The following is a 12,541-nucleotide window of genomic DNA, read 5'->3' on the forward strand; positions in this document are numbered from 1 at the left end:
TGTTGAAACTCTCCAAAAAAATATCCTCACAGACGTGAGGATATGATAAGGGATCCATATTATCTTGGTTCTACAATCAGCTTAATTGCAGTACGTTCTTCATCGCCAATCACGACACTAGCAAAGGCAGGGATACAGACAATGTCAATCCCTGACGGGGCTAAGTATCCGCGCGCAATTGCAATGGCCTTGATAGCCTGATTGGCTGCACCGGCGCCGACGGCTTGCAGCTCGACGGATCCCTCTTCGCGAATGACTCCTGCAACTGCACCTGCGACGGAATTGGGGGCTGATTTTGATGATACTTTTAAGATTTCCATAGGCATCCTCCAGACTATAGCAAAATCGATAGTACCATCATAGAACGAAATGAGAAGATTTGCAAGTATTATTTACTAAAAACAATTAAATTCCTAAAATAAAACTGTAGAAACCAACGAAGCGTCTATTGAATCTGAATCCGTTCTACCGACAGGGTTTTCCCGCTTTTGTCATCGATATGAAATAAAGCGCAGTCCATCCTGCAATCTCCTTCAGCAAGCGCAAAACGGACGGGCATTTTTGTCCGCATTTTTTCAATCACCAGCTCCGGCTTTACGCCGAGGACCGATTGAATCGGGCCCGTCATGCCAAGGTCGGAAATATATCCGGTTCCATTGGGAAGAATGCATTCGTCCGCAGTTTGAACATGGGTGTGCGTGCCGAAAACAGCGGAGACGCGCCCGTCCATATAGTAGCCGAAGGAACGTTTTTCTCCTGTAGCCTCTGCATGGAAGTCAATCAAAGTAATCGGGGGAAGCTCTTTTGCAAGAAGGCGATCCGCCTCGTCAAAGGGAGAATCCAGCCCGTCCATGTAAATCGTGCCCATCAGATTGATTACACAGATCTGTGTCCTGCCCATATCTACAATACAAAGGCCCTTGCCCGGGGCGCTGGGAGGAAAGTTGGCGGGGCGCAGAAGGTATTCGCACGAATCGTACAATTCGTAGCTTTCTTTTCTCCGGAAGCTGTGATTGCCCGCCGTGATAACGTCGACGCCGCTGTCGAACAGAAACTGAACCGATGCGGGGGTAAGGCCGTTTCCGTCCGCTGAGTTTTCCCCGTTGGCTATCACCAGGTCAATTCCTTTCAATTTCTTTAAGTGGGGGAGATGTGCGCGAAGAAAACGGGAGCCAATACTGCCCACCACATCGCCGATCGCAAGAATATTCATAATGATAAGCCTACTTTCTGTACAAATGCCTGATATCACGGGCGTTTGCAGTCTTATAGAATATTGTAACAGTTTATTTTTTACAAGTAAATCCTAGAAATGCATAATCTTGATTTTGCAGGATCCTTATTTTGATAATTCATAAAATGCGTGCTGCTATGGTTGCTTAAAATGCAATCGGATAAAGTTTTTGGGTTGCCCGACCTTTAAAATACGCGGATAAATTTGTAATGGCAAAAGCCAAAGGGCTTCTCTGCATAATTTTAGGGGAACAGCCCAGTACTGTCCCCCTAAAATACTACTCCCCATAAAAGCGTGATTGAAATACTATTTCGCGTATTCAATCGCGCGGCTTTCGCGAATTATGTTTACCTTAATCTGGCCCGGATACTCAAGATCACTTTCAATTTTGTTGCAAATATCACGTGCCAAAAGTGCCATTTTATCATCGGTAATCATCTCGGGCTTAACAATTACGCGAATTTCGCGTCCTGCCTGAATCGCGAAGCACCGTTCGACGCCCTCAAACGAAGAAGCAACTTCTTCCAGCTTTTCAAGCCGTTTGATATAGTTTTCCAGATTTTCGCGTCTTGCACCCGGCCTTGCGGCGGAAATCGCGTCGGCTGCCTGAACAATGCAGGCGATAACGGTTTTCGCTTCCACGTCGCCGTGATGCGCCTGAATCGCGTGAATAACGGTTTCGCTTTCCTTGTATTTGCGAGCCACGTCAACGCCAATGTCAACATGGGAACCTTCGATTTCATGATCAAGTGATTTGCCGATATCATGCAATAGACCTGCCCGGCGTGCGATTGCCGGATCCAAACCGAGTTCGGAAGCCATCACACCAGATAAGAAAGAAACTTCCAGCGAATGGTTTAATACATTTTGTCCGTAACTGGTACGGTAACGCAACCGTCCCAGCAGTTTGATCAGTTCGGGGTGGATTCCATTCACTCCGGATTCAATAACAGCACGCTCGCCTTCCTGCTTAATGGTGGCATCCACCTCGCGGCGTGCCTTCTCGATTGTTTCCTCAATCCTTGCAGGATGAATTCTGCCGTCTGCAATCAAATGCTCAAGCGCTATGCGGGCCACCTCGCGGCGCACCGGTTCGAAACAGGAAAGGGTAATTGCCTCAGGCGTATCGTCAATGATCAGGTCAACTCCGGTAAGCGTTTCAATCGCCCGGATATTCCGACCTTCACGTCCGATAATGCGGCCCTTCATTTCATCGTTTGGCAGCGGTACAACGGAAATGGTGGCCTCCGCCACATGATCTGCGGCGCATCTCTGAATTGCCATTGAAATAATTTCCCTTGCGGTCTTCTCCGCTTCCTCGCGGGTCTGCTGTTCGAATTCCATGAGTTTGACGGCTTTTTCATGTATAAGCTCGTCTTCCAGGTTCTTTAGTAAATAGTCTTTTGCTTGATCAACCGTAAAACCGGATATGCGTTCCAGCATATCAAACTGGCTCTTCTTTACAGCTTCGGCTTCTGCAAGCCGTTCATCAGCTTGTTTATTCTTATTCGTTAGGATTTCGTCCTTGGCTTCCAGACTTTCCATCTTTTTGTCAAGGGTTTCCTCTTTTTGCTGTATGCGGCGTTCCTGACGCTGTACTTCCTTGCGGCGTTCGTTCAGTTCACGCTCGGCCTCGGTTCTTAGGCGGTGGATTTCATCTTTACCTTCCAGAACGGCTTCCTTTTTTTTCGCTTCGGCTGTTTTTATCGCGTCGCTGACAATTCTTTTCGCTTCCTGCTCAGCGGAACCGATCGTGAACTCAGCTTGCTTTTTCCGATGGCTGATACCGCCCAGAAATGCAGCTATGCCGGTAATCAACGCGCAAACAAGCGCGATGATAATACATGTCGTTAAGCTAACTGTGGTCAATCATTGGCACCTCCTTGTCTTTTTTCTTTCATATTTTTTGTTTTAATCATTTCGGATGGGTGCGTTAAGCCCATAAATGCATATTCGTGCATTATACACATAATTGTATTACGTCCAATACCCGAATGTCAAGAAATATTGATTATTATCAGAAGAATTGTCTATATAATTTCCTTATCAAGTTTTGTTGAAGATCATCATGGGAACCAAGTATAATGTCGAAAATGATAAAATTTCCAAATTGTTTCTATTGACAAGTTTGTTAACCGGTGCTAGTATACAGAATACATAGAAAAATATGTTTAATGCGTTGAAGAGGAAGCCTTATTTCGAAAAATTGCACCAGAGAGCGGGCGCGTATGCTGTAAGCACCCGCAGCAATTGAAATCGGGCCACCACCTCCGAGTGCGTGCCGAAAGCGTTTGGCGTAAGGCATGCCGGTTGGCGCCGTTATCCGCCGCCACGAGGACGGGTTTCTTTGTTTTTATATTTGTTTTTATATTTTAAGTTAGAAGTCCGTTGAAATTGGGTGGAACCGCAAACAATCGCTTTGCCCCATGCTGTGGGGTGAAGCTTTTTTATTTTGGTAATTCATCTAAGGAGTGAAAGATATGGTAAAGGTAAGTTTGAAAGGCGAAGTAAAAGAGTTTGAAAGCGGCATTACCGTTGCTGAAATAGCGAAATCCATTGGAATGGGGCTGTACAAAGCCGCTTGTGTCGGAAAAATTGACGGTAAGGTTGTTGATCTCCGCACGCCGATTACAGCGGACTGCGAGGTGGAGATTCTGACCTTTGAGCATCCGGAGGGGAAAAAGGCGTATTGGCATACAACCGCCCACATCATGGCGCAGGCGGTAAAGCATCTGTTCCCAAACGCTGCCTTTGCAATCGGTCCGGCGGTTGAAAACGGCTTCTATTACGATATTGATTTGGACCGCTCCCTTACTCCGGAGGACTTGCCGAAAATTGAAGCGGAAATGAAGAAAATCATTAAGGAAAATATTCCGATCGAACGCTTTGAGCTGGCTTCCGACGAAGCACGGGCGTTAATGGAAAAGGAGCACCAGATTTACAAGCTAGAGCTGATTGACGAACACGCCGGAAAAGGGGAGAAGATTTCGTTCTATCAGCAGGGTGATTATACGGATCTTTGCGCCGGGCCGCACCTGATAAGCACGGGCTGTGTCAAAGCCGTAAAACTGACGGCGAATACGGCCGCTTACTGGCGCGGGGACTCCAAGAACAAAATGCTCCAGCGCCTTTACGGCATTTCCTTCCCGAAGGCGAGTGAACTGGAAGAATACCTTGCAAAGGTGGAGGAAGCCAAAAAGCGCGACCATAATGTATTGGGCCGCCAGTTAGGGTATTTTACAACCTGCGACCTGATCGGGCAGGGACTGCCGATTTTGCTTCCGAACGGCGCGCGCGTAATTCAGATTTTGCAGCGCTTTGTTGAAGACGAGGAGCAAAAGCGCGGCTGGCAGCTGACAAAAACGCCGTATATGGCGAAGAGCGATCTTTATAAGCTGTCCGGGCACTGGGATCATTATAAGGACGGCATGTTTGTCCTTGGGGATGAGGAAAAGGACAGCGAAGTTTTCGCATTGCGCCCGATGACCTGCCCCTTCCAATATCAGGCCTATTTGAACAAAAACCGTTCATATCGCGACCTGCCACTCCGGTATAACGAAACGTCCACTCTTTTCCGCAACGAGGCGTCCGGCGAAATGCACGGATTGATCCGCGTGCGGCAGTTCACAATATCCGAAGGCCATTTGATGTGCACGCCCGAGCAACTGGAAAGTGAATTCCAAGGCTGTTTGGAGCTTGCAATCTTTATGCTGAAAACGCTCGGTCTGTATGAAGACGTTTCCTACCGCTTCTCCATGTGGGATCCGAACGATCGTACGAAATATATCGGTACGGAGGAACAGTGGAACGAGGCCCAGGGTATCATGCGCAAGATCCTGAACCATCTGAATATTCCGTTTGTGGAAGGCATTGGCGAGGCGGCGTTCTACGGTCCGAAGCTGGATATTCAGATTAAGAACGTATTCGGTAAAGAGGATACCTTAATTACGATTCAGATCGACCAGATGTTGGCCGAGAAATTCGGTATGGAATATGTGGATGCGGATGGCAAGAAAAAGAACCCCTATATCATTCATCGTACTTCCATCGGCTGTTACGAGCGCACACTCGCGTTGCTGATTGAAAAATATGCCGGTGCGCTTCCAATGTGGCTGATGCCGGAGCAGATCAGGGTGTTGCCGATCAGCGAGCGTTTGCATACGGATGCCGATAAAGTTGTTAAAAAGCTGCAAGCGGCCGGATTTCGGGTAACCTGCGATACCCGCAATGAGAAAATCGGGTATAAGATTCGCGAAGCCCAGCTTCAGAAGATCCCGTATATGCTCATAATTGGGGATAAGGAAGCACAGGAGAACACGGTTTCCGTGCGCAGCCGCAAGGATGGCGATATCGGGTCCATGCCGATTGATGCGTTTTTGGCAAAAGCGACGGAACAAGTAGCAACAAAAGCGATTGACTAATAATAGTAGCAAAGAAACCGGATGGATTTTCTATCCGGTTTTTGTTTACCTTTTTACCAAACCGGTTATTCTGTAATTATGTTAACTAATAGAACCGCATTTTTTTCAACCGTTTTTTTTCAACCGCCGGTCTCATAAGTTGAAAATCGGGAAAAGTTTCGAATATACCTATGTTTAATTGTTGAAAACTCTGTTGAAAATGTTGAAAAAATGAAATTCTTCGATCTCATATTCTGAAAATAATCAGTTTTATGTAAAGTAGACGCTAAAAAAACGGCATGGATGCTTTCTATAAAAATTTTTTCGTTAATTTTAAGATAATGGCTATATTTGTGGATTTTCTATGCTATAATTACTTGGATAAGTTTTTACTGTTTTTCTATGGTGCAATATACATAAATCAAGGGGGCGAGAATTTGAATAAAATCGTAATGGATAGAAAAAAATGGATGATTTTTTCGGTTCTCGTTCTAGCAGTTGCCATTGCGGTTTTCGTCAGTGTGTTTATTGTGTTTAAAAATAGAAAGGAAAATGCGAAAGGCCCCGCGCCGTCCAGGATTACGGAAAGTATTATCAGCGAAATGCATTATACCGATCTGGTTGAAGTTAGCCCGAACCAGCTTTACAGGCATTACAGTATTCCTGATGGTGTGATTTCCGACAGTTCGCTTTATATGAGCAAGTCTTCCGATAGTGCAGCAGAGCTTGCGTGTTTTTTGCTGCAGGATAAAAGTAAGTTTGAAGAGTTAAAGGATGCTGTGACGGATCACATCAATTCCAAGGCGGCGGGCTTTAAGGGATTGAATCCGACACAATACAATTTCTTGAAAAATTATGTAATTGTACAAAAGGGAAGATATGTTCTTGTCAGCGTCGGAAGTAATGCGTCGGCAGACGGGAAATTTTTTAATGATTTGTTCAAGTAAATTAATACTTGATTCTGCCGTCGGTTTATGGTAAAATAAGAAGCACGCGGAAGTGGTTCAATGGTAGAACATCAGCTTCCCAAGCTGATGACGGGGGTTCGATTCCCCTCTCCCGCTCCAATCAAAAATCCGCACCAGGTAGCCATTTTTCGGCTGTTTGGTGCGGATTTATTTTTTCTTTTGATTACATTATATTACAAGAATTTATTAGATGTTTTGAAATTATGCAAGTCAACATGCAAGTCAGAACGCTTGTTCTCGACCGTTTTGAGAGGTTAAATATGCGTCCAATTTGCGCATTGATTTACGTTTATATTTTTTGTCCAAATGAGTGTATATCTGTAAAGTGGTTTTTACGTCAGCGTGACCTAGCTGCTCTTTTGCAGTAAGAACATCCACTCCGGCTAAATATAATAGTGTGGCGAAAGTATGGCGTAGCCAATGAGGGGTAATAGGTGGGATAGTCATATCAAATTTATGCCGACCGGGCTTCTTCATCTTTTTCTTATCTTCCAAGGTTCGCTCGCCGTATTTGACATTTAGAGCGGTCATATAGCTATTCCATAATGCTTTCCAACCTGTTTCAGTCATCAGCTTGCCGGACACCGTAGGAACTACCAAAAGATATTTGCGTGGTTGATTTTTAAGGTAGTTAACAAGCCTTTGGGGGATATCCACCGTTCGCATTCCTGCGGCTGTTTTTGTCATAGGCTTCACTTCAAATTTACCATTCTTAATTGCAACAGCTTTATTTACTTGGATGTTTTTTTTCTCTAGATCGATATCATTCCAAGTTAATGCCAACAGTTCGCCGCGACGTAACCCGGCATACATCATTATCATTGCGGCTGTCTGCGCTCGATGTGGCGTGTCAATAATCCATTGCTGTTCTTCATCGGTTAAGGCCCTTCGATGCTCTTCTGCGGCCTCCTGGGGGATTTCTACGGCAGTAACAGGGTTATAGTCAATCACGCGGTTCACGATGGCAAGCTGCATTACCTGAAATGCGGTCGATTTTGCGAATTTCAGCGTTCGTCTGGCCGACGGCCTATGCGTAAAAGGATTTTCCATTGCAAGGTCAGCTATGGCGGTCTGAAAATCGTGAGTGCGGAGCTTTTTGATTTGCCGGAAACCAATACGTTCTTTCCACATTTTTACGGTACGCTCATAGTTTTTATACTGTCCCTCTGACATAGCAGATACTTGCTTGATTTTTAGCCAACACTCAGCCCAGTCGGAAAATGTATCTTGGTCTGCAGTAACATCAAGTCCTTTGTTCATTTCAATTTTAACCTGCAGAGCCTTTTCATCAGCCTCTTTTTGCGTTCGGCCATAAACCGTTTTGTACTTTCGTTTCCCATCAACCAGGCCGAGGTAGACCTGTACTGCAATTCTTCCGTCGTCACGTTTTGTATTCTGTTTTTTAGGCATAAAAATACCCTCCTATCTTGATTTTGGAGGGCTGAACTGGTACAATATAATAGCGTTATTATACGTACGCTGTCAGCCCTGCTGATGGTGGCCGCTCGTTCCGTATGCAAGACGGAGCGGGCGGTTTTTTTATTTATCCTAGAGTGAGTTCTGCGCCGGACAATTTGATGTATTGTCCGTCTTTAATTGTAATATATTTGTCGCCAGTGAAGTTATCATTTGAAACGATAGCATCTAAGGTATGTGTACTGTTTTTTGCCACTTCAATGTAAGCTGTCGAATTTGTAGCGTGTACCTTATATTCACCAGGTTTTATATCTCTACCAACCTTGTACATGCCGTCGGGCAATTTTCCTGATGAAACTTCAACGCTTGGAGCATCCGCAATCGCATATGCCGTAGCCCCATTAAGCGTAAGATATTGTCCGGCATTTACAGTAACGATGCTTTGACCTGAAAAATTATCGTTCGCGATAATGGAACCAAGTTCTCCGGTGGAATCCTTTGCAATCTGGAAATAGCTTATTCCATCAGAAATCAATACATACTCTCCAGCGGGCAGATCGGATCCGATTTTATACATGCCAGCCGGATAACTTTTCGCTTCCGGTGCGCTTGATACCGGAGCGGCAGAAGAAATGGGGGCAGTAGATTCAGGTGCTGGTGATGCCGCTGAAACGACCCTGGAAGAAACTGAAGATGGGGCAGAAGTTGCGGCGGGAGCAACGGGTGCTCCACCGCCAGCTATTCCCGCAATGATTGAAAATATCACCGTTGCTGCGAGATACAAGCATGCAGGACCCCTGCTTTTCTTCTGAGCCCAAAACACTACGATTTGAGGCTTAACCATGCCGACGATAAATGCCACGAATGCCGCAAATGACAAAAATCCGAATAGACCTCCCAAAATAATAACCTCTTTTCTTTATTGACAAACTATGTCAATAAGTTATAATATTTTTGAGGAATTCCCGCTCGGAATTTTTCACTTATACCCCACACGTTATTCGCAGTAGCGTGTGGGCTTTTTCTTTTTACATAGCAATTGAGTTCTCATTTATAGCGCTCTCTTCTACCTCTCTTTCATCCTCAGCAACATTATTTTCATCATAGAAATGATCCAAGGCAACGTGTTTTAATTCATGTTCAAGTGCTCTTCTCTGAACAAAATCATCCAGATTTGAATTAACGATTATTGTAAAATCACCGCATTCATCGGGAATCGTGAGCGCATGCACTTTGGCCGGAAGCGGTATCAAATGTATGAATGTATCGCCCAAGGTTTATCAGTCCTTTTTTAAAAAAGCTTCAACAATTTTGACAGCCTTTTCGACATCCTCTTTTGTCGCACCTTTGGCAAGATTAAAAAGCATTTTCATTTCCGGCCTAGTTTTCAATTCTTCCAGATAAGCAGTAAGCTCTTCGTCATTATTGACGAGGGGCTTTTCTTTTTGCTCGTTACCGAGTAGATAATCGACTGACACATTAAAACATTCAGCCACCTTTTGAAGCTTTTCAGCAGAAGGATTCTGGGACCTATTTTTCCACTGAGATATCAGTCCAGTCGAGATTCCGGTTTTACGCGCCAAATCAGCCTGTGTCATTTTGTTTTTTCGCAGAAGTTCTGAAATCCTGTCAAAAGTATCCATAAAAACATGCTCCTTTTTGGGTACATCGACAAAACTAAGAAAACTATGCAAAATCTATTGATTTACATAGATAACTTTGCTACAATATAGGCACAGCAAAGAAAACTAAGCAAAAGCAAAGAAATCTTACTTGCATTTCTTAGTTAGTGTGTACTGTTTAACTTAGCAAACTAAGCATATCACAAAACCGAAGTAAACGCAAGTGTTTTTTTCGAAAGGAGGAATTTTATGTCAGAATATTTTACCTGCGCAGAGGTTGCGAAACAGTACAAGGTCAAAACCATTACTGTATGGGACTGGATTCGTAAGAAGAAAATGCCAGCTATCAAGATTGGAAAAGAGTATCGTATCAGACCGGAAGATATTCAAGCATTCGAAAAAAAGCGGGAAACCACGTAATAAAAGGAGGTACATAATGAGCAATCATAAGAAAGGAAGTTTGATATGAACGATTTGCAGATTTTTAAAAATCAAGAATTTGGCTCAATTCGAGTAATTGAAATTAATAATGAGCCTTATTTTGTGGGTAAAGATGTTGCAGAAATTCTCGGTTACACTAATACGCCGAAAGCAATCCGCGATCATGTTGATGATGAGGATAAGCTGACAGAACGTTTCGTTCTATCAGGCCAAAATAGAGAAGTTATATGTATCAATGAATCTGGTCTTTATAGCCTTATTCTTTCAAGTAAACTTCCAACAGCCAAAAAATTCAAGCACTGGGTAACATCCGAAGTTATCCCTTCCATCCGCAAGCATGGCCTTTACGCTACTCCTGACACCGCAGAGAAAATTTTGAACGACCCTGACTTTTTAATTACGGCGTTGACGGAATTAAAGAAGGAAAGGGAACAACGCAAAGCGCTGGAAGGCAAAGTTGAAGCGGACAAGCCAAAGGTACTATTTGCTGACGCGGTAGCCACAAGCGAAAGTCCAATGTTGATTGGAGAACTCGCAAAAGTGCTTAAGCAAAACGGCGTTGACATTGGCGAGAAACGACTGTTTGAGTGGATGCGTGAAAATGGATACCTTATCAAGCGCAAAGGTACTGACTATAACGCACCAACACAAAAGAGCATGGAAATGGGGCTTTTCAGAGTAAAAGAAACTGCCATCACTCATTCCGATGGCCATGTGACAGTCAACCGTACAACGAAGGTTACCGGAAAAGGACAGCAGTATTTCATTAATAAGTTTCTGGGAGAAAAATCTGCATAAAGCACCACGCTTGACGGATAAATGCGATTTGAAATCACACCTGTTGCAAAAGTTTGATGTGTTTTCGGAAGGAATGATATCATGCAACGCTATACAAATTGGAATGCTCTACCGCTCGTCCTTGACATTGATGTAGCTGCAATGATTGCAGGATACCACCCGGCTTACCTGCGAAAACTGGCACGGCAGGGAGAATTTCCAGCAAAGCAAAACAAACCGCGGGGGAAATGGCGAATCAGCAAAGACGAATTGCGTGGTTGGATTACAAACCAAGCAGACAACATATCCGCATAGTGCGGACATTCTGAAAGGAAAGAAGAAGTCAAAACGAAAGAAGGTACATAATGAATTTACAACTTATCAAATCTGAAAGCTTTGGCTCTGTAGAATGTGATTTTTACGGGAACGGAAAAAATGAGTTTTTTATGACTCGTGAACAAATTGGCTGCGCGCTTGGATATTCAGACCCTAGCGATGCCATCCGTAAAATCCATGACCGCCACAAAGAGCGACTGAACCGGTTTTCAGTACAGGACAAATTGTCCGGTACTGATAGGAAGCAATATCATAAGAAAGGCAGGTGATCCAATGAAAGACAAAGATTTTCCAAAAGCAATATTAATCGATAAAGATGGAAGCAAATCTGAAATAAAGGACTGGAGCAGTTATCACTTTTTCATTCAGAAAACCGTGGAGCGGATTCTCCACCAGTTGCAGAACGAAGGGCTGGACGAGCAGGATATAAAAACTTTTTGCGAGCATTTCAGTCAGGAAGTTAAACACTTTTATGAAAATAAATCTGGAAAATAATACTTCCGGCGAAACTTAAGATTGCCGTAATAACTGAAACAATGATTGAAAAAATTCGGCCAGACCATAGATCGTGCAGATGTTCTTTATATTCATCAAATGCTCTTTCTCCCCGATCACATATGATCCAAACTTTATTATATTCGGCCCTCATTCCACAAATATATTCGTTGCCCCATTTACTAAACCCCGTAGTTTCATAATCTACAAAATTAGAATCTCGAGCCTTTTCAAAAGTCCTTTGTATTTTCTTTCCGTAACGCTTTATATAAAAATTCTCATCCTTACCGGAATGCTTAGATATTCTTTTTAACAATTTATATTGATCGTATGTCATCATTTTAAAAGCCATCTCCTTTTTCATAATTTTATAACGGCAAGGAAATATTTACAAGAAGGAGCAAAGCCTATGACTGATAATTACCAAGCATTAATTACAATTCCGGCGACGGATTGCAACTTCATCAGCACTCTCGGACGTGCAGGTAACGATGAATTAACCAAAGCCGAGGAATATTTGAGAACACATCCGTTTGCAAACAAAACCCGTCTGAAAGCGGTGCAACGGGAAATCAGAAAGAGGGAGAAAAAGTAATGGATAAGCTTAAACCGTGCGATATTGATAGGCTTGAAAATTTCCTAAATGGCATTGCACTGGCACGTTTTAATCCCGATGAGGTAATCGCCCGAATCAACAGGCTGAAAGATATGCTGACAGATCTTTCCAATTCCGCCCCGGAGAACAAACCGCTGACGCTGGAACGGCTCCGGCAGATGGACGGGGAGCCAGTATGGATAAAAGGTAGTGATGCTAAAACAAGCGGATGGGCACTTATAAAAGGCAAAAGAGAA

General features: G+C 43.8%; 16 protein-coding genes, 1 tRNA gene and 1 pseudogene. 10 read left to right on the plus strand and 8 right to left on the minus strand.

Features of this window, described 5'->3' with window-relative positions; genetic code table 11:
* Nucleotides 1-59 precede the first annotated feature (59 nt).
* The 3 genes from CAGA_RS10265 to rny form a co-directional block, all read right to left on the minus strand.
* Nucleotides 60-320: a stage V sporulation protein S gene (locus CAGA_RS10265; RefSeq protein WP_135660501.1), complete on the minus strand. Its 261-nt coding sequence runs from the start codon at nucleotides 318-320 to the stop codon at nucleotides 60-62.
* A 125-nt stretch (nucleotides 321-445) separates the two neighbouring features.
* Nucleotides 446-1,213 carry a TIGR00282 family metallophosphoesterase gene (locus CAGA_RS10270; RefSeq protein ID WP_135660503.1) on the minus strand — a complete coding sequence of 256 codons (768 nt, stop codon included), beginning with the start codon at nucleotides 1,211-1,213 and terminating at the stop codon, nucleotides 446-448.
* Nucleotides 1,214-1,540: 327 nt separating this feature from the next.
* Nucleotides 1,541-3,103 (minus strand): ribonuclease Y, encoded by a 1,563-nt coding sequence (gene rny / locus CAGA_RS10275; protein WP_167875219.1) that lies wholly within the window; start codon nucleotides 3,101-3,103, stop codon nucleotides 1,541-1,543.
* Nucleotides 3,104-3,714: 611 nt separating this feature from the next.
* On the opposite strand from rny, the gene thrS reads away from it, so the two are divergent.
* From thrS to CAGA_RS10290, 3 genes are all read left to right on the plus strand, one after another.
* Nucleotides 3,715-5,655: a threonine--tRNA ligase gene (gene thrS / locus CAGA_RS10280; protein ID WP_135660505.1), complete on the plus strand. Its 1,941-nt coding sequence runs from the start codon at nucleotides 3,715-3,717 to the stop codon at nucleotides 5,653-5,655.
* 416 nt (nucleotides 5,656-6,071) lie between these two features.
* The gene (locus tag CAGA_RS10285) at nucleotides 6,072-6,581 is read left to right on the plus strand and encodes a DUF4358 domain-containing protein (RefSeq protein ID WP_167875220.1); all 510 of its coding nucleotides are present in this window, start codon (nucleotides 6,072-6,074) and stop codon (nucleotides 6,579-6,581) included.
* 46 nt (nucleotides 6,582-6,627) lie between these two features.
* Nucleotides 6,628-6,701: transfer RNA gene (locus CAGA_RS10290), tRNA-Gly, on the plus strand.
* A gap of 123 nt (nucleotides 6,702-6,824) precedes the next feature.
* Here CAGA_RS10290 and CAGA_RS12935 read toward each other — a convergent pair.
* The 4 genes from CAGA_RS12935 to CAGA_RS10310 all read right to left on the minus strand — a co-directional run bounded on the left by CAGA_RS12935 (nucleotide 6,825) and on the right by CAGA_RS10310 (nucleotide 9,661).
* Nucleotides 6,825-8,012 (minus strand): tyrosine-type recombinase/integrase, encoded by a 1,188-nt coding sequence (locus CAGA_RS12935; protein ID WP_135660509.1) that lies wholly within the window; start codon nucleotides 8,010-8,012, stop codon nucleotides 6,825-6,827.
* 133 nt (nucleotides 8,013-8,145) lie between these two features.
* The gene (locus CAGA_RS10300; protein WP_167875221.1) at nucleotides 8,146-8,898 is read right to left on the minus strand and encodes a hypothetical protein; all 753 of its coding nucleotides are present in this window, start codon (nucleotides 8,896-8,898) and stop codon (nucleotides 8,146-8,148) included.
* A gap of 148 nt (nucleotides 8,899-9,046) precedes the next feature.
* Entirely contained in the window at nucleotides 9,047-9,292 is a 246-nt protein-coding gene (locus CAGA_RS10305; protein WP_135660513.1) for a hypothetical protein, read from the minus strand.
* A gap of 6 nt (nucleotides 9,293-9,298) precedes the next feature.
* Complete coding sequence (locus tag CAGA_RS10310; RefSeq protein WP_135660515.1) at nucleotides 9,299-9,661, minus strand: helix-turn-helix domain-containing protein; 363 nt, start codon at nucleotides 9,659-9,661, stop codon at nucleotides 9,299-9,301.
* A gap of 228 nt (nucleotides 9,662-9,889) precedes the next feature.
* Here CAGA_RS10310 and CAGA_RS10315 point away from each other — a divergent pair, with 228 nt between their 5' ends.
* The 5 genes from CAGA_RS10315 (at nucleotide 9,890) to CAGA_RS10335 (ending at nucleotide 11,689) form a co-directional block, all read left to right on the plus strand.
* Nucleotides 9,890-10,060, plus strand: a complete 171-nt coding sequence (locus CAGA_RS10315; RefSeq protein ID WP_135660517.1) for a helix-turn-helix domain-containing protein — start codon at nucleotides 9,890-9,892, stop codon at nucleotides 10,058-10,060.
* Nucleotides 10,061-10,105: 45 nt separating this feature from the next.
* A complete protein-coding gene (locus CAGA_RS10320) occupies nucleotides 10,106-10,879 on the plus strand; it encodes a phage antirepressor (RefSeq protein ID WP_135660519.1) in 774 nt (257 codons plus the stop codon).
* 81 nt (nucleotides 10,880-10,960) lie between these two features.
* The gene (locus CAGA_RS10325; protein ID WP_135660521.1) at nucleotides 10,961-11,173 is read left to right on the plus strand and encodes a helix-turn-helix domain-containing protein; all 213 of its coding nucleotides are present in this window, start codon (nucleotides 10,961-10,963) and stop codon (nucleotides 11,171-11,173) included.
* Nucleotides 11,174-11,223: 50 nt separating this feature from the next.
* Nucleotides 11,224-11,463, plus strand: a complete 240-nt coding sequence (locus tag CAGA_RS10330) for a BRO-N domain-containing protein (RefSeq protein WP_135660523.1) — start codon at nucleotides 11,224-11,226, stop codon at nucleotides 11,461-11,463.
* Between the two features lie 4 nt (nucleotides 11,464-11,467).
* Nucleotides 11,468-11,689: a hypothetical protein gene (locus CAGA_RS10335; protein WP_135660525.1), complete on the plus strand. Its 222-nt coding sequence runs from the start codon at nucleotides 11,468-11,470 to the stop codon at nucleotides 11,687-11,689.
* On the opposite strand, the gene CAGA_RS10340 is transcribed toward CAGA_RS10335, so the two are convergent.
* On the minus strand, nucleotides 11,655-12,029 hold the full coding sequence (locus CAGA_RS10340; RefSeq protein ID WP_135660527.1) for a hypothetical protein: 375 nt from the start codon (nucleotides 12,027-12,029) through the stop codon (nucleotides 11,655-11,657). The two genes, CAGA_RS10335 and CAGA_RS10340, sit on opposite strands and share 35 nt — an antisense overlap.
* Nucleotides 12,030-12,098: 69 nt before the next feature.
* Between CAGA_RS10340 and CAGA_RS10345 the strand changes: the two genes are divergently transcribed.
* Both CAGA_RS10345 and CAGA_RS10350 read left to right on the plus strand, forming a co-directional pair.
* Nucleotides 12,099-12,284 carry a hypothetical protein gene (locus CAGA_RS10345; protein WP_135660529.1) on the plus strand — a complete coding sequence of 62 codons (186 nt, stop codon included), beginning with the start codon at nucleotides 12,099-12,101 and terminating at the stop codon, nucleotides 12,282-12,284.
* A pseudogene (locus CAGA_RS10350) lies at nucleotides 12,284-12,541 on the plus strand (hypothetical protein); the annotation flags it as partial. The gene CAGA_RS10345 and the pseudogene CAGA_RS10350, both read left to right, overlap by 1 nt.

The organism is Caproiciproducens galactitolivorans (assembly GCF_004768785.1).
Lineage (GTDB): Bacteria > Bacillota > Clostridia > Oscillospirales > Acutalibacteraceae > Caproiciproducens > Caproiciproducens galactitolivorans.

What these genes read in the sequence shown, in the direction of transcription:
- CAGA_RS10325 (WP_135660521.1), top strand. Translation starts at nt 10,961, where the DNA reads ATGCAACGCTATACAAATTGGAATGCTCTACCGCTCGTCCTTGACATT.
- CAGA_RS10310 (WP_135660515.1), bottom strand. Translation starts at nt 9,661, where the DNA reads ATGGATACTTTTGACAGGATTTCAGAACTTCTGCGAAAAAACAAAATG.
- thrS (WP_135660505.1), top strand. Translation starts at nt 3,715, where the DNA reads ATGGTAAAGGTAAGTTTGAAAGGCGAAGTAAAAGAGTTTGAAAGCGGC.
- CAGA_RS10315 (WP_135660517.1), top strand. Translation starts at nt 9,890, where the DNA reads ATGTCAGAATATTTTACCTGCGCAGAGGTTGCGAAACAGTACAAGGTC.
- CAGA_RS10330 (WP_135660523.1), top strand. Translation starts at nt 11,224, where the DNA reads ATGAATTTACAACTTATCAAATCTGAAAGCTTTGGCTCTGTAGAATGT.
- CAGA_RS10265 (WP_135660501.1), bottom strand. Translation starts at nt 320, where the DNA reads ATGGAAATCTTAAAAGTATCATCAAAATCAGCCCCCAATTCCGTCGCA.
- CAGA_RS10270 (WP_135660503.1), bottom strand. Translation starts at nt 1,213, where the DNA reads ATGAATATTCTTGCGATCGGCGATGTGGTGGGCAGTATTGGCTCCCGT.
- CAGA_RS10345 (WP_135660529.1), top strand. Translation starts at nt 12,099, where the DNA reads ATGACTGATAATTACCAAGCATTAATTACAATTCCGGCGACGGATTGC.
- CAGA_RS12935 (WP_135660509.1), bottom strand. Translation starts at nt 8,012, where the DNA reads ATGCCTAAAAAACAGAATACAAAACGTGACGACGGAAGAATTGCAGTA.
- CAGA_RS10340 (WP_135660527.1), bottom strand. Translation starts at nt 12,029, where the DNA reads ATGATGACATACGATCAATATAAATTGTTAAAAAGAATATCTAAGCAT.
- CAGA_RS10320 (WP_135660519.1), top strand. Translation starts at nt 10,106, where the DNA reads ATGAACGATTTGCAGATTTTTAAAAATCAAGAATTTGGCTCAATTCGA.
- CAGA_RS10335 (WP_135660525.1), top strand. Translation starts at nt 11,468, where the DNA reads ATGAAAGACAAAGATTTTCCAAAAGCAATATTAATCGATAAAGATGGA.